This window comes from Paenibacillus sp. FSL H8-0261, assembly GCF_045040645.1.
In the GTDB taxonomy this organism is placed as follows: domain Bacteria; phylum Bacillota; class Bacilli; order Paenibacillales; family Paenibacillaceae; genus Paenibacillus_AQ.
In genome coordinates this window covers 6,236,088-6,254,091 of sequence record NZ_CP150297.1, presented here as the reverse complement: position 1 = coordinate 6,254,091, position 18,004 = coordinate 6,236,088, and the positions used below count along the sequence as shown (strand labels likewise).

16 protein-coding genes and 1 other annotated feature are annotated in these 18,004 nt (G+C 44.9%); all 16 genes read left to right on the top strand.

What is annotated here, in order from left to right:
* The first annotated feature begins 62 nt into the window (after window positions 1–62).
* On the top strand, window positions 63–707 hold the full coding sequence (sigH, locus tag MHI27_RS28010; protein ID WP_036680496.1) for an RNA polymerase sporulation sigma factor SigH: 645 nt from the start codon (window positions 63–65) through the stop codon (window positions 705–707).
* A 391-nt stretch (window positions 708–1,098) separates the two neighbouring features.
* Window positions 1,099–1,248 (top strand): 50S ribosomal protein L33, encoded by a 150-nt coding sequence (rpmG, locus tag MHI27_RS28005; RefSeq protein WP_076099620.1) that lies wholly within the window; start codon window positions 1,099–1,101, stop codon window positions 1,246–1,248.
* A 20-nt stretch (window positions 1,249–1,268) separates the two neighbouring features.
* Complete coding sequence (gene secE, locus MHI27_RS28000; RefSeq protein ID WP_036680497.1) at window positions 1,269–1,460, top strand: preprotein translocase subunit SecE; 192 nt, start codon at window positions 1,269–1,271, stop codon at window positions 1,458–1,460.
* Between the two features lie 21 nt (window positions 1,461–1,481).
* A complete protein-coding gene (gene nusG, locus MHI27_RS27995; protein ID WP_036680499.1) occupies window positions 1,482–2,015 on the top strand; it encodes a transcription termination/antitermination protein NusG in 534 nt (177 codons plus the stop codon).
* A 75-nt stretch (window positions 2,016–2,090) separates the two neighbouring features.
* Window positions 2,091–2,516: a 50S ribosomal protein L11 gene (rplK, locus tag MHI27_RS27990; RefSeq protein ID WP_042131235.1), complete on the top strand. Its 426-nt coding sequence runs from the start codon at window positions 2,091–2,093 to the stop codon at window positions 2,514–2,516.
* A gap of 82 nt (window positions 2,517–2,598) precedes the next feature.
* Complete coding sequence (gene rplA / locus MHI27_RS27985; RefSeq protein WP_036680504.1) at window positions 2,599–3,291, top strand: 50S ribosomal protein L1; 693 nt, start codon at window positions 2,599–2,601, stop codon at window positions 3,289–3,291.
* Between the two features lie 67 nt (window positions 3,292–3,358).
* Window positions 3,359–3,511 (top strand) — a sequence feature (ribosomal protein L10 leader region).
* Window positions 3,512–3,575: 64 nt separating this feature from the next.
* The gene (gene rplJ / locus MHI27_RS27980) at window positions 3,576–4,079 is read left to right on the top strand and encodes a 50S ribosomal protein L10 (RefSeq protein WP_042192187.1); all 504 of its coding nucleotides are present in this window, start codon (window positions 3,576–3,578) and stop codon (window positions 4,077–4,079) included.
* A gap of 66 nt (window positions 4,080–4,145) precedes the next feature.
* On the top strand, window positions 4,146–4,505 hold the full coding sequence (gene rplL, locus MHI27_RS27975; RefSeq protein WP_036680508.1) for a 50S ribosomal protein L7/L12: 360 nt from the start codon (window positions 4,146–4,148) through the stop codon (window positions 4,503–4,505).
* 211 nt (window positions 4,506–4,716) lie between these two features.
* Window positions 4,717–5,316 carry a class I SAM-dependent methyltransferase gene (locus MHI27_RS27970; protein WP_042192184.1) on the top strand — a complete coding sequence of 200 codons (600 nt, stop codon included), beginning with the start codon at window positions 4,717–4,719 and terminating at the stop codon, window positions 5,314–5,316.
* A 423-nt stretch (window positions 5,317–5,739) separates the two neighbouring features.
* Window positions 5,740–9,285 carry a DNA-directed RNA polymerase subunit beta gene (rpoB, locus tag MHI27_RS27965; RefSeq protein ID WP_042131231.1) on the top strand — a complete coding sequence of 1,182 codons (3,546 nt, stop codon included), beginning with the start codon at window positions 5,740–5,742 and terminating at the stop codon, window positions 9,283–9,285.
* Window positions 9,286–9,399: 114 nt separating this feature from the next.
* Entirely contained in the window at window positions 9,400–13,011 is a 3,612-nt protein-coding gene (rpoC, locus tag MHI27_RS27960; protein ID WP_042192182.1) for a DNA-directed RNA polymerase subunit beta', read from the top strand.
* A 179-nt stretch (window positions 13,012–13,190) separates the two neighbouring features.
* Window positions 13,191–13,442, top strand: coding sequence for a ribosomal L7Ae/L30e/S12e/Gadd45 family protein (locus tag MHI27_RS27955; RefSeq protein WP_379426063.1), 252 nt, complete (start codon window positions 13,191–13,193; stop codon window positions 13,440–13,442).
* Window positions 13,443–13,575: 133 nt separating this feature from the next.
* Window positions 13,576–13,995, top strand: a complete 420-nt coding sequence (gene rpsL / locus MHI27_RS27950) for a 30S ribosomal protein S12 (RefSeq protein WP_036680518.1) — start codon at window positions 13,576–13,578, stop codon at window positions 13,993–13,995.
* Window positions 13,996–14,039: 44 nt separating this feature from the next.
* Window positions 14,040–14,510, top strand: coding sequence for a 30S ribosomal protein S7 (rpsG, locus tag MHI27_RS27945; RefSeq protein ID WP_036680520.1), 471 nt, complete (start codon window positions 14,040–14,042; stop codon window positions 14,508–14,510).
* A gap of 47 nt (window positions 14,511–14,557) precedes the next feature.
* Window positions 14,558–16,636: an elongation factor G gene (gene fusA / locus MHI27_RS27940; RefSeq protein WP_042192180.1), complete on the top strand. Its 2,079-nt coding sequence runs from the start codon at window positions 14,558–14,560 to the stop codon at window positions 16,634–16,636.
* A 109-nt stretch (window positions 16,637–16,745) separates the two neighbouring features.
* Entirely contained in the window at window positions 16,746–17,936 is a 1,191-nt protein-coding gene (gene tuf / locus MHI27_RS27935) for an elongation factor Tu (RefSeq protein ID WP_042192178.1), read from the top strand.
* Window positions 17,937–18,004 lie beyond the last annotated feature (68 nt).

Sequence of the window (18,004 nt, the reverse complement as noted above, 5' to 3'; positions counted from 1 at the left end):
ATACTGATCCTATATTTCGCGAAGTAACGATGTGTCTTGCGTTGCAGCCGGGGGGATTCTTGGTGAGTGTCGACCTCAAGGAAATAATGCTATCCGAGTATGATTTCATAAGTGATGAAGATATTGTCGAGGCTTTCCGTGGTGGCGACAGTGGCGCATTGGAACACTTAATTAATAAATACCGTAATTTTGTACGTGCTAAAGCCCGCTCTTATTTCTTGATCGGGGCAGATCGTGAAGATATTGTTCAAGAAGGAATGATTGGTCTATATAAGGCTATTCGTGACTTTAAAGGTGACAAGCTCTCTTCATTCAAGGCTTTTGCTGAGCTCTGCATAACACGTCAGATTATAACTGCTATTAAGACGGCCACGCGTCAGAAGCATATTCCGCTCAATTCTTATGTTTCTTTGGATAAGCCCATTTATGATGAAGATTCCGACCGGACGCTTATGGATGTCATTTGTGGAACTCAGGTACTAGATCCAGAAGAGCTAATTATCAATCAAGAAGAATTCATTGGACTTGAAGATAAGATGGCGGAGATTTTAAGTGACCTAGAGCGTAAGGTTCTTATGTTGTATTTAGACGGACGATCTTATCAGGAAATTGCTGAAGATCTGAAGCGGCATGTGAAATCTATTGACAACGCTTTACAACGAGTAAAGCGGAAATTAGAAAGATATCTAGAAGTGCGTGACAATTAATGATATAATGAACACAAGAGGGCTCGTACATCGAGTTCTTTTTTTTAGTCTCATGAAATTGCTTAGATAGAATTAGGAGCTAACACCATAAATTTCTATTTGAGTCGATTTTAGTTGTTGCCGTTGAGGGTAGGTTTATACACAGTCGGAATGCCCCATAATGATAAGGAAGACAGCGAAGTGTGAGGAAGAGATAGACCCAAGGACAGGGTACGGCCATATGACTATAACACCCGAAATTACCCAGTGCAGAACGGAATTCTTTCGTTGACACAGACCTTGACATTATGCTAAAGTGTTTTAGGTAGGCCTAAATTCGCGGCTTTTTTTAGGATCAATATTTACGTCTTCTAATTGTATTGTTAGAAGGACGTCTCGGGAGGTGCACATCATGCGGGTAATTATCACTTTGGCTTGTACAAGTTGCAAACAAAGAAACTATGCGACTACCAAAAACAAGCGAAATCACCCCGACCGCATGGAGATGAAGAAATTTTGCAAGTATTGTAACTCGCAAACTCCTCATCGCGAAACCAGATAGTCTGTGGAGGTGTAGTCGGCATGAAACGTAGTTTCAAGTCTATGTTTTCCTTTTTCACTGAGAGCTGGAGTGAACTCAAAAAAGTTCGCTGGCCAAGTCGTAAAGAATTGACCAACTATACATTGATCGTTCTCGGTACAATTGTAGTTGTCGCTATTTACTTCTGGGTTCTGGACATCGGTATTTCCGCTGTGATTGAAGCGATTATTTAGAGAGGTCCCAGGTGGCTTGATATGGAAAAAAGATGGTATGTCGTTCATACCTATTCTGGGTATGAGAATAAGGTCAAAGCCAATTTGGAAAAGCGCGTTGAGTCCATGGGCATGGAAGACAAAATATTCCGCGTTCTTGTTCCTATGGAAGAAGAAATCGTAAACAAAGACGGTAAGAAAAAAACCGTTATGCGTAAAGTTTACCCGGGTTATGTTTTGGTGGAAATGGTTCAGACTGATGATTCCTGGTATGTTGTCCGCAATACTCCGGGCGTTACTGGATTTGTTGGTTCGACAGGCTCAGGGTCTAAACCAACAGCTTTGCTTCCGGAAGAGGTAGAACAAATTCTGAAGCATATGGGCATGGTTGAACCTAAAGCGAAGATTGATTTCGAAATCAAGGAATCCGTACGTATTATGGTTGGTCCGTTTGCGAATTTTGTGGGATCCGTGGAAGAAATTTTGGCTGACAAGAGCAAGATCAAAGTGCATGTGAACATGTTTGGACGGGAAACCCCGCTAGAGTTGGATTTCACTCAAGTGGAGAAAATATAACATAAGCTAAGGGTTTCTTGTGGGAGAGCGCCAATGGCGTTCGAAGACCACTATTTTTGCAAGGAGGTGTCACTCATGGCTAAAAAAGTTATTAAAATGGTGAAACTGCAGATTCCTGCAGGGAAAGCGAATCCAGCGCCTCCAGTAGGTCCGGCGTTAGGTCAAGCAGGTGTCAACATCATGGCATTCTGTAAGGAATTTAATGCTCGTACTGCCGACCAGGCTGGCTTGATCATTCCGGTTGAAATTACAGTATTTGAAGACCGTTCCTTTACGTTCATCACTAAAACTCCTCCGGCTGCTGTTCTGCTTCGCATCGCTGCTAAAGTAGAAAAAGGATCCGGCGAACCAAACAAGAAAAAAGTAGCAAAAATCGGCCGCGCTGCGGTTCGTGAAATTGCTGAAACAAAAATGCCAGACCTTAACGCTGCATCTGTAGAAGCTGCAATGCGTATGGTTGAAGGTACTGCTCGCAGTATGGGTATCACAATCGAAGACTAGTAGTTTTCGAAGAATCGGTCATTCGTGACCCGCAAGTATGTGGGAGGAATTTCCGCTAACACCACAAAGGAGGAACATTTTCATGGCTAAACATGGTAAGAAATACCAAGAAGCTGCTAAGCTGATCAACAGCGAAGCAACTTACGAGCCTTCAGAAGCTGTAGAGCTTGTGAAAAAGGCAGCGACTGCAAAATTCGACGAAACCGTTGAAGCAGCAGTTCGTCTGGGTGTAGACCCGCGTAAACAAGACCAAGCAGTTCGTGGTGTTGTTGTCCTGCCTCACGGCACTGGTAAAACACAACGCGTGCTTGTATTTGCAAAAGGTGAAAAAGCGAAAGAGGCAGAAGCTGCTGGCGCGGATTTTGTTGGTGATCAAGACATGATCAACAAAATTCAACAAGGCTGGTTTGAATTTGATGTCTGCGTAGCTACACCTGATATGATGAGTGAAGTCGGTAAACTGGGTCGTCTGCTTGGTGGTAAAGGTCTTATGCCTAACCCTAAAGCTGGCACAGTTACATTCGATGTTTCCAAGGCTGTGCAAGAAATCAAAGCCGGTAAAATCGAATATCGTCTTGACAAAGCAGGTCAAATTCACGCGCCAATCGGCAAAGTGTCCTTTGATGCTGCACAATTGAACGATAACCTTAAAGCTCTTATCGACGCTTTGAACCGTGCGAAACCAGCTGCTGCTAAAGGTGTATACCTTAAAGGCATCTCGATTTCTTCCACAATGGGTCCTAGCGCTCGTGTGAACACAACCGTCTTCAGATAAATAAGGGTTGACTCTTTGGGTCAATTTTGATAATCTATAACAGTTGTGAAACTTAAGGTATCAATCTTAACCTTGAATATGCTTACCGTAGACAGTAGGTGCCTTAGTGCTTAATTCCCTACCGAGGTGTTGTGATAGAAACAAGAAGTAACGAGCTCGCTCGTATAACTTTCGTTTTATCAAGCCTTCGTGATTCTGCGGAGGCTTTTCTAATGCCTGCGTAGGAGCGGTGATGCTTTCCTTGGAAAGGACGCCGACACATAAATTTTCAGGAGGTGTATACATTGGCAAATGCAAAAGTAATTCAAGCAAAACAGGATGCGGTTGACGTTGTTACTGCGAAACTGCAAAACAGTCTTTCGACTGTTGTAGCGGACTATCGCGGATTGAACGTTTCCCAAGTGACTGAACTGCGTAAGCAACTTCGTGAAGCTGGCGTTGAGTTTCAAGTCCTGAAGAACACATTGCTACGTCGCGCAACTGCTGCGGCTGAGTTGACTGAGTTGGATGAAGTTTTGACTGGTCCAACAGCTATCGCATTCAGCACAACTGATGCAGTAGCTCCAGCTAAAATTTTGAACGATTTCGCCAAGAAAAACGACGCTTTGAAATTGAAAGGCGGCGTAGTAGAAGGACGTGTCATCGACGCGGACCAATTGAAAGCACTGGCTGAGCTTCCATCCCGCGATGGTTTGCTGTCCATGCTGCTTAGCGTACTTCAAGCTCCAATGCGCAACTTCGCGCTTGCAGTTAAAGCTGTTGCTGAAAAAGAAGAACAAAGCGCGTAAGCCTTTGGCTCTTGCAGCATAAATCAATACCACAAACAAATTTAAATTATAAATGGAGGTTCAATCATGAGTAAAGAAGCAATCTTGGAAGCAATTAAAGGCATGAGCGTATTGGAACTGAACGACCTGGTTAAAGCAATTGAAGAAGAATTCGGCGTAACAGCAGCAGCTCCAGTAGCGGCTGGCGGTGCGGTAGCAGCAGTAGCTGAAGAGCAATCCGAATTTGACGTAATTTTGACAGGCGCTGGCGCTTCCAAAATCAACGTTATCAAAATCGTTCGCGAAATCACAGGCCTTGGCTTGAAAGAAGCTAAAGACCTTGTAGACAACGCACCAAAAGCTATCAAAGAAAAAGTAAGCAAAGACGAAGCCGAAGCTACTAAAGCAAAATTGGAAGAAGCAGGCGCAGCTGTAGAAGTGAAGTAATTCCTTCTATACTGAAAACCCCTTGAACTTGTTCAAGGGGTTTATTTTATAAAAATATAAGAAAGTATAAGTTTCACATTATACTTTATCTTTATATTTCTCGCTTGAACGCTTACCGTCCTTATAAGGACATCAGAGGCGTTTATGCTTGATAGAGTTAGTAGGGTTGTGTGAATACAAACTATTAACATAAAGGAAAGGGAGGATAGAGATGTCGCAACATTATTATTCGCAGCAACCGGAAGTGCGTCATGACAGACGTACCATCGACACCGTTCTAAGAGGCAAAAGCTTTCGTTTCACAAGTGATGCAGGTGTGTTCTCTAAAGGAGACATCGATTACGGTAGTCGAGTTCTCATTGAAGCTATGGATATTCCGGACGGTTCAGCAGTGCTTGATGTGGGTTGCGGATATGGACCGATAGGTATAAGTGCAGCATACCTAGCCCCCAAAGGGCAAGTTACGATGATTGATATTAATAGTCGTGCGGTAGAACTTGCGCGTGAAAATGCCCAGCACAATGGAATCCGGAATGTTACGGTAATGGAAAGCGATGTGCTCGGCGCATTGAATGAACAACAAAAGTTCGATGTGATTCTTACCAATCCTCCGATACGTGCAGGAAAAGCTGTAGTGCATCAGATTTTTGAAGAAGCTTATGAGCATTTAAATGAGGGTGGATTTCTGTGGATTGTTATTCAGAAGAAGCAGGGCGCTCCATCAGCGGTAGCTAAACTTGAAAGCTTGTTCTCAAATGTAGAAGAAGTGGGCAAAGATAAAGGTTATCGTATTATTAAAGCTCAAAAATAAAAATCAATAGGTTATTGACATGTGATAGTGATAATGGTATTATTATAAAATGTCAGTATTAAGATAGGCTCCATGTCTTTAGTTTGCTGAAAATGTCAAGCGATATATTGTCGCCGGCTAGCGCAAGCCGTACGGCAAGTTTTTTGCGAATTGGTTCTCTATGCTCTGGCGTAGCGAGTGTTACGCGGTAATAGATAATAGCGCATAAACTGTTGCTTGGTGACGTATAATATGTACGTTTTGGGCAAATCTACTGGATAAGGAGTATTTTGGTCATGGATAAGTGCGCTCTTTTTTCGAAGATTTCGATAAGGGCTTTTCTTTTATTTATGACTGAATCCTTGTAGTATGGTTCCATTATACGGTTCCAAACAAGGGTTCGCAATCAATTTTTAAGTGAGTAGACATGAGGGGTGAGTAAAGTTGGCAGGACATCTTGTTCAGTATGGTCGACGCACTCGGCGGAGCTATGCGAGAATTAACGAGGTACTCGAGGTCCCGAACCTGATCGAGATCCAACAAAAATCTTATGATTGGTTTTTGGAGGAAGGATTGCGGGAAATGTTTCAGGACATCTCGCCGATCCAGGATTTCACAGGTAATTTGGTACTAGAGTTCATTGATTACAGCCTGGGTGAACCAAAATATACGGTTGACGACGCTAAAGAGCGGGACGTGACGTATGCGGCTCCTCTGCGTGTAAAGGTGCGGCTCATTAATAAGGAGACCGGTGAGGTCAAAGAGCAGGAAGTGTTCATGGGAGATTTCCCGCTGATGACGGAGACCGGCACTTTTATTATTAACGGTGCGGAACGGGTTATTGTCAGCCAGTTGGTTCGCTCTCCAAGCGTCTATTTCAGCACAAAAGTGGATAAGAACGGCAAAAAAACCTACACCGCCACAGTAATCCCGAACCGCGGAGCCTGGTTGGAACTTGAGACCGACGCTAAGGATATTATGTATGTTCGTATCGATCGGACTCGTAAAATTCCTGTTACCGTACTTTTGCGTGCTCTCGGTTTCGGTAGTGATGCCGAAATTCTGGAATTGCTTGGCAATGATGAATATATTCGCAATACGCTGGATAAAGACAACACGGACTCCACGGAGAAGGCGCTTATTGAAATTTATGAGCGTTTGCGTCCGGGCGAACCGCCGACACTAGACAATGCCAAAAGTTTGCTGGTCGCGCGTTTCTTTGATCCAAAACGCTACGACCTAGCTAATGTAGGCCGTTACAAAATCAATAAAAAGCTACACATTAAGAACCGTCTTTTCAATCAACGTCTTGCTCAGCCTTTGGTTGACGAAGCTACAGGAGAAATCCTGGCTGAGTCCGGTCAAATGGTCGATCGCAGACTACTTGATGAATTGATTCCTTACTTCGAAAAGAATGTTGCCTTTAAGAACTATCGTGTTACTGGTGGGGTTATGGACAGCGAAGATATTCCTCTTCAAACGATTGACGTATTCTCGCCAATTGAAGAAGGTCGGGTTATTAAGCTGATCGCTAACGGCAACATCGACAAGTCTGTTAAGCACATTACTCAAGCTGATATTATATCCTCGATCAGCTACTTTATTAATTTGCTTCACGGAATTGGTAATACCGATGATATTGACCATCTGGGTAACCGTCGTCTGCGTTCTGTGGGTGAACTTCTGCAGAATCAGTTCCGTATCGGTTTGTCCCGTATGGAGCGCGTTGTGCGTGAAAGAATGTCGATTCAGGATGCTAATGCAATTACGCCTCAAGCTCTGATCAATATTCGTCCGGTTATCGCGTCCATTAAAGAGTTCTTCGGTAGCTCCCAGCTGTCTCAGTTTATGGACCAGACGAACCCACTTGCGGAACTTACGCATAAACGTCGTCTGTCTGCACTCGGACCCGGTGGTTTGACACGTGAACGCGCGGGCTTTGAAGTTCGTGACGTCCATCACAGTCACTACGGCCGGATGTGTCCAATTGAAACACCGGAAGGTCCGAACATTGGATTGATCAACTCCTTGTCCACCTTTGCTCGTATCAACGAATACGGCTTTATTGAAGCTCCGTATCGTTGGGTAGATCCAAAGACAGGTAAGGTAACTGAACAAATCGATTATCTGACTGCTGATGAGGAAGATAATTATGTAGTTGCTCAGGCTAACGTATTGATCGATGAAGATGGCTCCTTTAAGGAAGACATGGTAATCGTTCGTTACAATAAAGACTCTGACAACATTACAACAATGCCAAGTAATCGTGTAGATTACATGGACGTTTCGCCTAAACAGGTCGTATCCGTCGCTACGGCGCTCATTCCGTTCCTTGAGAACGATGACTCCAACCGCGCTCTGATGGGATCTAACATGCAGCGTCAAGCCGTTCCACTTCTAATTCCTAAAGCTCCGCTCGTCGGAACAGGGATGGAACATAAATCCGCTAAGGATTCTGGCGTATGTGTTGTTTCTAAATATGACGGTATTATCGAACGCTCTTCAGCTAATGAAATTTGGCTGCGCCGGGTTGAAACTGTCGAAGGCAAAGAAGTTAAAGGCGATATCGTTAAATATAAATTACACAAATTTATGCGTTCTAACCAAGGTACCTGTATTAACCAACGTCCTCTGGCTAAAAGAGGGGATATTGTTAAGAAGGGTGACATCCTGGCGGACGGTCCTTCTACAGAAATGGGCGAACTTGCTCTTGGTCGTAACGTAGTCGTTGCGTTCATGACTTGGGAAGGTTACAACTACGAGGATGCGATCCTGTTAAGTGAAAAGCTAGTTAAGGAAGATGTATACACTTCGATTCATATCGAGGAATACGAATCCGAAGCTCGTGACACTAAACTGGGACCTGAAGAAATCACACGTGATATTCCAAACGTTGGCGAAGAAGCTCTGCGCAATCTTGATGAGCGTGGAATTATCCGCATCGGTGCGGAAATCAGTGCTGGTGACATTCTAGTTGGTAAGGTTACTCCTAAGGGTGTAACTGAATTGACTGCAGAAGAGCGTCTCCTACACGCTATCTTTGGTGAGAAGGCTCGTGAAGTACGGGATACCTCTTTACGCGTTCCTCACGGTAGTGATGGTATTATCGTTGACGTTAAAGTATTTACACGTGAGAACGGCGATGAGCTGCCTCCTGGCGTAAATCAATTGGTTCGTGTGTACATCGCTCAGAAACGTAAGATTTCTGAAGGTGACAAAATGGCCGGACGTCACGGTAACAAGGGTGTCGTTGCTCGTATCCTGCCAGAAGAGGATATGCCGTTCCTTCCGGACGGTACGCCGGTACAGGTTGTTCTTAACCCTCTAGGCGTTCCTTCTCGTATGAACATCGGACAGGTGCTTGAGGTCCATATTGGTATGGCCGCATTGCGTCTGGGAATTCACATTGCAACGCCGGTATTCGACGGAGCACGTGAGTACGACGTATTTGATACGATGGAAGAAGCTGGTATGCAGCGTAATGGTAAGACTGTATTGTACGATGGTCGTACAGGTGAACGCTTCGAACGTGAAGTTACTGTCGGTGTCATGCATATGATCAAACTGGCGCACATGGTTGATGATAAGATTCACGCCCGTTCAACAGGACCTTACTCACTAGTTACGCAACAGCCACTGGGTGGTAAAGCTCAGTTTGGTGGACAGCGTTTCGGGGAGATGGAAGTGTGGGCGCTTGAAGCTTACGGTGCTGCATATACATTGCAAGAAATTTTGACTGTAAAATCCGATGACGTGGTTGGTCGCGTGAAGACGTACGAATCCATTGTCAAAGGTGAAAATGTACCGGAACCAGGTGTTCCTGAGTCGTTCAAGGTATTGATCAAAGAACTGCAGTCCCTGGGTATGGATGTTAAGATTCTTAGCGGTGACGAGCAGGAAATTGAAATGAGAGAATTGGACGATGAGGACGAGACGTCAGGCGACAAGCTGAGCCTCAATTTAGAAGGCGCAGAAGTCGGAGTAGAATAATCACGTTGGAACTTTTGAGTTCCATTTTATAAAGGACCGCGCCCTCTTTTGATGTAACAGTCAGAGGAGGGCAAAGCGGTACTAAATCAGGATTAGGTTAAGGAGGGTTGCTCCTTGTTGGACGTTAACAATTTTGAATTTATGAAAATCGGACTCGCTTCTCCGGAGAAGATTCGTTCATGGTCCCGCGGAGAAGTTAAGAAACCGGAAACCATTAACTATCGTACATTGAAACCGGAAAAAGAGGGTCTTTTCTGTGAGCGTATCTTTGGACCGCAAAAAGACTGGGAATGTCATTGCGGTAAATACAAACGTGTCCGTTATAAGGGCGTAGTCTGCGACCGTTGTGGCGTTGAAGTTACTCGTGCTAAAGTTCGTCGTGAACGTATGGGTCACATTGAATTGGCTGCTCCGGTATCTCATATCTGGTACTTCAAAGGTATCCCAAGCCGTATGGGTTTGGCACTAGATATGTCTCCAAGATCACTTGAAGAGATTATCTACTTCGCTTCGTATGTTGTAACTGACCCAGGTGAAACACCACTGGAAAAGAAACAACTTCTATCCGAGAAAGAATATCGTAGCTACCGTGAAAAATACGGTTACGGATTCCAAGCGGGCATGGGTGCTGAAGCTGTTAAGAAGCTTCTTCAAGACATCGACATCGAAAAAGAGCTGGAATTCCTCAAAGAAGAACTGCGTACGGCCCAAGGCCAACGTCGTAACCGGGCGATCAAACGTCTGGAAGTCATTGAAGCATTCCGTAACTCAGGCAACAAACCTGATTGGATGATCATGGATGTTCTTCCGGTTATACCTCCGGAGCTTCGTCCGATGGTTCAATTGGATGGTGGCCGTTTTGCTACGTCTGATTTGAACGATCTTTATCGTCGTGTTATTAACCGGAACAACCGTCTGAAAAGACTGTTGGATCTTGGTGCGCCTGACATTATCGTGCAGAACGAGAAACGGATGCTACAGGAAGCTGTCGATGCTCTCATCGATAACGGCCGTAGAGGACGTCCGGTAACGGGTCCTGGTAACCGTCCATTGAAATCTCTCAGCCACATGCTGAAAGGTAAACAAGGACGTTTCCGTCAGAACTTGCTCGGTAAACGGGTTGACTACTCTGGTCGTTCCGTTATCGTTGTAGGACCGTACCTCAAGATGTATCAGTGCGGACTCCCTAAGAAAATGGCGCTAGAATTGTTCAAGCCTTTTGTCATGAAGGAATTGGTTAATAAGGGCCTAGCCCACAACATAAAGAGCGCAAAACGTAAAGTTGAGCGTGTAAGTCCTGAAGTATGGGATGTACTTGAAGAAGTAATCAGAGAGCACCCAGTACTTCTAAACCGCGCACCAACACTTCACCGTCTCGGTATCCAAGCTTTTGAACCGATTTTGGTGGAAGGTCATGCTATTCGTCTTCACCCACTCGTATGTACGGCTTATAACGCCGACTTTGACGGTGACCAAATGGCGGTGCACGTTCCTCTGTCAGCAGAAGCTCAAGCGGAAGCACGTATTCTCATGCTTGCATCCGGTAATATCTTGAACCCTAAAGACGGAAAACCGGTTGTAACACCTTCCCAGGATATGGTCCTTGGTACTTTCTACCTGACCATGGACAACAAGGAAGAAAAAGGATCAGGTATGATTCTGCGTACCGTAAATGAAGCTGTATCAGCTTACCAACGCGGAACTGCAGGTCTTCATGCTCGTGTAGCTATTCCAGTTAAAGCACTAGGTAAGACTTGCTTTACGGAAAAACAACAAGGCGCAATGTTGATTACTACGATCGGTAAGATTATCTTTAATGAAATTTACCCAAGTAGTTTCCCTTATATCAATGAAGCGACTAAGACTAACTTGCTGCATGGCACGCCAGAGAAATACTTTATCTATGAAAAAGGCGCAGATATTCGCGAGCTGATTGAATCCGCTCCTGAAGCCAGCGCTGTAGGTAAAGAATATCTGGGTCTGATTATCGCACGTTGTTTTGAAACTTATCATACAACCAAAACCTCTATGATTTTGGATAAAATTAAACAACTCGGCTTTACTTACTCCACACGTTCCGGTGTTACCGTTGCTGTGTCGGATGTTATCGTGCCTGAGGAGAAAGTTACGATCCTGAAAGAGTCCGAAGCTAAGGTAGATGTGGTTGCTAACCAATATCGCCGTGGTCTGATCACTAATGACGAACGGTACGACCGCGTTATTGAGATCTGGTCGAAGACGAAGGATGATCTTACAAACATCCTGCTTAAATCGATGGACCGTTTCAACTCAATCATGCTCATGGTTGACTCCAAAGCGCGGGGTAACAAATCGCAGATCACTCAGCTGGGTGGTATGCGTGGTCTGATGGCAACACCTTCGGGTCGGATTTTCGAATTGCCAATTAAAGCGAACTTCCGTGAAGGTCTTACGGTCTTGGAGTACTTTATCTCCACTCACGGAGCGCGTAAAGGTCTTGCCGATACCGCACTTCGTACTGCTGACTCCGGTTACTTGACTCGTCGTCTCGTTGACGTAGCTCAGGACGTTATCGTCCGTGAGGAAGATTGTGGAACGGATAAAGGATTTACAGTTAGTCGTATTCAGGATGGTAAAGAGGTTATTGAGGATCTGTATGACCGTATTGAAGGTCGTTACTGCTTCGAGACTGTTCGTCATCCGGAAACAGGCGAAATCATTGTTCACCGCAACGATTTGATTGACTCCGATAAAGCGGAAGCAATCGTAGACGCTGGTGTAACTAAGCTACAAATCCGATCTGTACTAAGCTGCCGTGCTCGTCATGGTGTTTGTAAGAAATGTTACGGTCGTAACTTGGCAACTGGTAAACACGTTGAGATCGGTGAAGCGGTTGGTATTATCGCTGCACAATCTATCGGTGAACCAGGAACCCAGCTTACAATGCGTACGTTCCATACCGGCGGTGTTGCCGGTGATGACATCACGCAAGGTTTGCCGCGTATTCAAGAGTTGTTTGAAGCCCGTAACCCTAAAGGTCAGGCTACAATCAGTGAGATCGATGGTGTAATCAAGGAAATCCGTGAAACTAAGGATCGTCGTGAAATCGAGGTTCAAGGTGAAGCAGAATCCAAGACTTATTCCATTACTTATGGTTCACGTCTACGTGTCAGCGAAGGCCAAGAAATTGAAGCCGGCGATGAGCTGACAGACGGTTCGATTGACCCTAAAGAAATGCTGCGAATCAAAGGGATCCGTGGGGTACAAAACTACATTCTGCAAGAAGTTCAGCGTGTATATCGTAACCAGGGCGTTGAGATCAATGATAAGCACATTGAAGTTATGATCAAACAAATGCTTCGGAAGATCCGTATCATTGATGCAGGTGACACAAGTCTGTTACCAGGCGCGTTTGCGGATATACATGAATATGAAGCTGCTAACAAGGAAGCCATATTGTCAGGTAAAGAGCCTGCAGTTGCTAAACCGGTCTTACTCGGTATTACCAAGGCATCTCTTGAGACAGATTCCTTCTTATCCGCTGCATCTTTCCAAGAAACTACTCGTGTCTTAACAGACGCTGCTATCAAAGGCAAAGTAGATAAGTTGCTTGGACTCAAAGAAAATGTTATTATCGGTAAGTTGATTCCTGCAGGTACTGGTATGAATCGTTACCGTAATGTTAAGCTAAGTGATCCAAATGCAGAAAGCGCGCTTGAGTCTTTAGAGCCGGTTCCTGCTGAATAAATTAGCAAACATGGTAGTGAATTCGTGTCATACCTATTCATAGGTGTGACACGAATATCTGCTGTGTATAATATTCATAAAAATTATTGCTGAATTTCTTGACACCATCTATTGATAATGCTAAAATGTCTAAGGTGCGTGAGTAGCCATGTTATCCTTGTTCATTGGAGGTAATGATTATGACTGATGATAGAGGACTACAGGATGCTCAGGTCAAGATCGGTACCAAACAAACCGTCAAGGCGGTAGAGTTGGGCCAAGCTGCAGAAGTCTATGTGGCAGAGGACGGAGATCAAAGGCTTACTTCCAGGATAGTTATGCTTTGTAACAAACAAGGTATTAAGATCACATACGTGGATACGATGCTGAATTTGGGCAAGGCCTGCGGAATAGAAGTTGGCGCTGCGATGGCAGCCGTCTTAAAACAATAGCTACGGAAATGTTTTTGTACTGGGGTGAACTCCAGAGGCAAGAACTTTTCATTTGTCTTTTTATGAACCGCCTGGGTCTGTGGGCTTAGAGTTCTTAAATCGGCTATCATTTCAGGAAGGGGGTGGCAACAACATGCCAACAATTAACCAATTGGTTCGTAAAGGCCGTCAAGCCAAAATCGAAAAATCTAAATCTCCCGCTCTTCAAAAAGGGTATAACGCCCTCAAGCGTGAGGCTACAAATTTGAGCGCTCCGCAAAAACGCGGTGTGTGCACTCGTGTTGGTACTATGACTCCACGTAAACCAAACTCAGCGCTTCGTAAATATGCCCGTGTTCGTTTGACGAACCGTCTCGAGGTAACAGCTTATATCCCGGGTATCGGACATAACTTACAAGAGCACAGTGTTGTATTACTTCGCGGAGGTAAAGTAAAGGACCTTGCAGGGGTTCGTTACCATATCGTTCGTGGTGCATTGGATACAGCAGGTGTAGCTAACCGGATGCAAGCTCGTTCTAAATACGGTGCTAAACGTCCTAAAGCTAAGAAATAAGAAAAAATTCTAGAATAATAAACATTTAAGAAAGGGGGATATCCATGCCACGCAAAGGTCCAGTTACTAAGAGAGACGTATTGCCAGATCCGTTGTATAATAGCAAGTTGGTTACTCGTTTGATTAACCGCATTATGCTGGGTGGTAAAAGAGGTGTCGCTCAAAGCATTCTGTACAATTCATTCAAGTTGATTGAAGAACGTACGGGTAAAGATCCGATGGAAGTTTTCGAAGCTGCCATCAAGAATATCATGCCGGTTTTGGAAGTCAAAGCTCGTCGTGTCGGTGGTGCTAACTATCAAGTACCTATCGAGGTTAAACCAGAGAGACGTACTGCTCTGGGATTACGTTGGCTCGTAAACTACTCTCGCAACCGCGGTGAGAAGACGATGGAAGAGCGGTTGGCGGCTGAGATCATCGACGCTTCCAACAACACAGGCGCTTCTGTTAAGAAACGCGAAGATACACACAAAATGGCTGAAGCAAACAAAGCGTTCGCTCACTACCGTTGGTAGGATTAAGGTCATTCAAATAACTTATATTTTGAAGGGAGATCCATTTCATGGCTAGAGAGTTCTCCTTAAAAAATACACGTAATATCGGGATCATGGCGCATATTGATGCTGGTAAAACAACTACCACAGAGCGGATTCTTTTCTATACAGGCCGTACGCACAAAATCGGTGAAGTTCACGAGGGTGCTGCTACAATGGACTGGATGGAGCAAGAACAAGAGCGCGGAATCACGATTACGTCCGCTGCTACGACTGCTGCGTGGAAAGGTCACCGCATCAATATCATTGATACCCCAGGACACGTTGACTTCACTGTTGAAGTTGAACGTTCCCTGCGTGTATTGGATGGGGCAGTAGGTGTATTTAGTGCAAAAGAGGGCGTTGAGCCTCAGTCTGAAACCGTATGGAGACAGGCTGACCGTTATAACGTTCCACGTATTGCATATGTGAACAAAATGGACATTATCGGTGCGGATTTCCTTAACGTAATCGAAACTATGCGTGATCGCCTTCAAGCCAATGCAGTTGCTATTCAATTGCCAATTGGTGCAGAAAGTGATTTCACTGGTATTATCGACCTTGTTGAGCAAAAAGCACACATGTTCAGAGATGATCTAGGCCAAAACATCGAAGTAACGGATATTCCGGAAGAATATTTGGCCAAAGTTGAGGAGCTGCGTCTCGAGTTGATCGAGAAAGTTGCTGAACTTGATGAAGATCTGACTATGAAGTACCTGGAAGGCGAAGAAATTACAGTTCCGGAAATTAAAGCTGCACTGCGCAAAGGCGTAGTTGAAGTTAAATTGTTCCCTGTAATTGTTGGATCCTCCTACCGTAACAAAGGGATTCAGCTTATGCTGGATGCTGTTGTTGATTACTTGCCATCTCCTCTTGACGTTCCAGCTATCACTGGACATCTTGATGATGGAACTGAAGCAGTTCGTCATTCTTCGGATGAAGAACCGTTTGCAGCTTTGGCATTTAAAATCATGACTGACCCTTATGTAGGTAAACTTACGTTCTTCCGTGTATACTCTGGTATTCTAGAGTCCGGATCTTACGTAGTTAATGCTACTAAGAACAAGCGTGAACGTATTGGTCGTATCCTTCAAATGCATGCTAACAGCCGTCAAGAGATTTCCATCGTGTATTCTGGCGACATCGCTGCAGCAGTTGGTTTGAAAGACACCAGTACAGGTGATACACTGTGTGATGAGAAGCATCCAGTAATTCTGGAATCAATGAACTTCCCTGATCCAGTTATCGAAATCGCTGTTGAACCAAAAACAAAAGCTGACCAAGATAAATTGGGCGTTGCTCTCGGTAAGTTGACTGAAGAGGATCCAACTCTTCGTGCTCATACTGATGAAGAAACAGGCCAAACTATCCTGGCTGGTATGGGTGAACTTCACTTGGACATCATCATCGACCGTATGCGTCGTGAGTTCAAAGTAGAAACCAATGTGGGTAAACCACAGGTTGCTTACCGCGAAACGTTCAAGGCACCTGCTCGCGTCGAAGGTAAATTTGTACGCCAATCTGGTGGTCGTGGTCAATACGGTCACGTATGGGTTGAATTTGAACCCCTCGAGCCAGGTACTGGTAGCAAATTCGAAAGTAAAGTTGTCGGTGGCTCGGTTCCTAGAGAGTACATCGCTCCTGCACTTGCGGGTATCGAAGAACAAATGAAAAACGGCGTACTTGCAGGCTTCCCGCTTGTAGACGTTAAAGCTACCATCGTTGATGGTTCTTACCATGATGTCGATTCCAACGAAATGGCATTTAAAATTGCCGGCTCGATGGCGCTTAAAGCAGCTAAAGACAAGTGTAAACCTGTCCTGCTTGAGCCAATCATGAAAGTAGAAGTAACTGTTCCTGAGGAATATATGGGTGATGTTATGGGTATGCTGAACTCCCGCCGTGGCCGTATCGAAGGTATGGATTCCCGTGGTGGAGCGCAAATTATCCGTGCTAAGGTGCCTCTTTCCGAAATGTTCGGATACTCTACAACTCTTCGTTCTGGTACTCAAGGACGTGGCGTATTCTCAATGGAGCTTTCTCACTATGAAGAAGTTCCTAAATCCATTGCGGAAGAGATCGCTGCTAAGAACAAAGGCGGAGAATAATTACTAGTTTTAACTTGCCGTCCGAGTATAATTACTCAGTCATCTAAGATAAACATATATGCGGGCGGCTCAAATATAAGGAACCCCACATTAAGGAGGAACTGTTCAAATGGCAAAGGCAAAGTTTGAACGTAACAAACCGCACGTTAACATCGGTACTATTGGTCACGTCGACCATGGTAAAACGACTCTGACTGCTGCAATCACTACTGTATTGTCCAAAACTTACGGTGGCGCAGCTATCGCATTCGATCAAATCGACAAAGCTCCTGAAGAGCGCGAACGTGGTATCACAATCTCCACTTCCCACGTTGAATATGAAACTCCTAACCGTCACTACGCTCACGTAGACTGCCCTGGTCACGCCGACTATGTTAAAAACATGATCACTGGCGCAGCGCAAATGGACGGAGCTATCCTGGTTGTATCCGCAGCTGATGGCCCTATGCCACAAACTCGCGAGCACATCCTGTTGTCCCGTCAAGTAGGTGTTCCATACATCGTTGTTTTCTTGAACAAATGCGACATGGTTGAAGACGAAGAGTTGTTGGAATTGGTTGAAATGGAAGTTCGTGACTTGCTGAGCGAGTATGACTTCCCAGGCGACGACACTCCAATCATTCGTGGTTCTGCTCGTGAAGCTCTTCAAAACCCAGAAGGCGAATATGCTAAGAAGATTGTTGAAATGTTCGAAACAATCGACGAGTACATTCCACTTCCAGAGCGTCAAACTGACAAACCATTCTTGATGCCTGTCGAAGATGTATTCTCCATCACTGGCCGCGGTACTGTGGCAACTGGTCGCGTAGAACGCGGAACAGTTAAAGTCGGAGAAGAAATCGAAATCGTTGGTATTCACGAAGAAACTAAGAAATCCGTAGTTACGGGCGTAGAAATGTTCCGTAAATTGCTGGATTCCGCTCAAGCGGGCGACAACATCGGAGCTTTGCTTCGTGGTGTAGACCGTACTATGATCGAGCGTGGCCAAGTATTGGCTAAACCGAACTCTGTTAAACCACACACTGAGTTCACTGCTCAAATCTACGTTTTGACTAAAGAAGAAGGCGGACGTCACAAACCATTCTTCACTGGTTACCGTCCACAGTTCTACTTCCGTACAACTGACGTAACTGGCATTATCAACTTGCCAGAAGGTACTGAAATGGTTATGCCTGGTGACAACATCACTGTAACTGTTGCTTTGATCTCCCCTATCGCTATTGAAGAAGGTACTAAATTCTCCATTCGCGAAGGTGGACGTACAGTTGGAGCAGGTAGCGTAGCTTCCATCCAAAAATAAATTCGTTTCTATCTGCGGGTAGACTCTGAATCATAGTGCCCCGGATTCTTCTTGCGGAGAATCCGGGG

What these genes read in the sequence shown, in the direction of transcription:
- rpmG (WP_076099620.1), top strand. Translation starts at nt 1,099, where the DNA reads ATGCGGGTAATTATCACTTTGGCTTGTACAAGTTGCAAACAAAGAAAC.
- secE (WP_036680497.1), top strand. Translation starts at nt 1,269, where the DNA reads ATGAAACGTAGTTTCAAGTCTATGTTTTCCTTTTTCACTGAGAGCTGG.
- nusG (WP_036680499.1), top strand. Translation starts at nt 1,482, where the DNA reads ATGGAAAAAAGATGGTATGTCGTTCATACCTATTCTGGGTATGAGAAT.
- rplK (WP_042131235.1), top strand. Translation starts at nt 2,091, where the DNA reads ATGGCTAAAAAAGTTATTAAAATGGTGAAACTGCAGATTCCTGCAGGG.
- rplA (WP_036680504.1), top strand. Translation starts at nt 2,599, where the DNA reads ATGGCTAAACATGGTAAGAAATACCAAGAAGCTGCTAAGCTGATCAAC.
- rplL (WP_036680508.1), top strand. Translation starts at nt 4,146, where the DNA reads ATGAGTAAAGAAGCAATCTTGGAAGCAATTAAAGGCATGAGCGTATTG.
- MHI27_RS27970 (WP_042192184.1), top strand. Translation starts at nt 4,717, where the DNA reads ATGTCGCAACATTATTATTCGCAGCAACCGGAAGTGCGTCATGACAGA.
- MHI27_RS27955 (WP_379426063.1), top strand. Translation starts at nt 13,191, where the DNA reads ATGACTGATGATAGAGGACTACAGGATGCTCAGGTCAAGATCGGTACC.
- rpsL (WP_036680518.1), top strand. Translation starts at nt 13,576, where the DNA reads ATGCCAACAATTAACCAATTGGTTCGTAAAGGCCGTCAAGCCAAAATC.
- rpsG (WP_036680520.1), top strand. Translation starts at nt 14,040, where the DNA reads ATGCCACGCAAAGGTCCAGTTACTAAGAGAGACGTATTGCCAGATCCG.
- fusA (WP_042192180.1), top strand. Translation starts at nt 14,558, where the DNA reads ATGGCTAGAGAGTTCTCCTTAAAAAATACACGTAATATCGGGATCATG.
- tuf (WP_042192178.1), top strand. Translation starts at nt 16,746, where the DNA reads ATGGCAAAGGCAAAGTTTGAACGTAACAAACCGCACGTTAACATCGGT.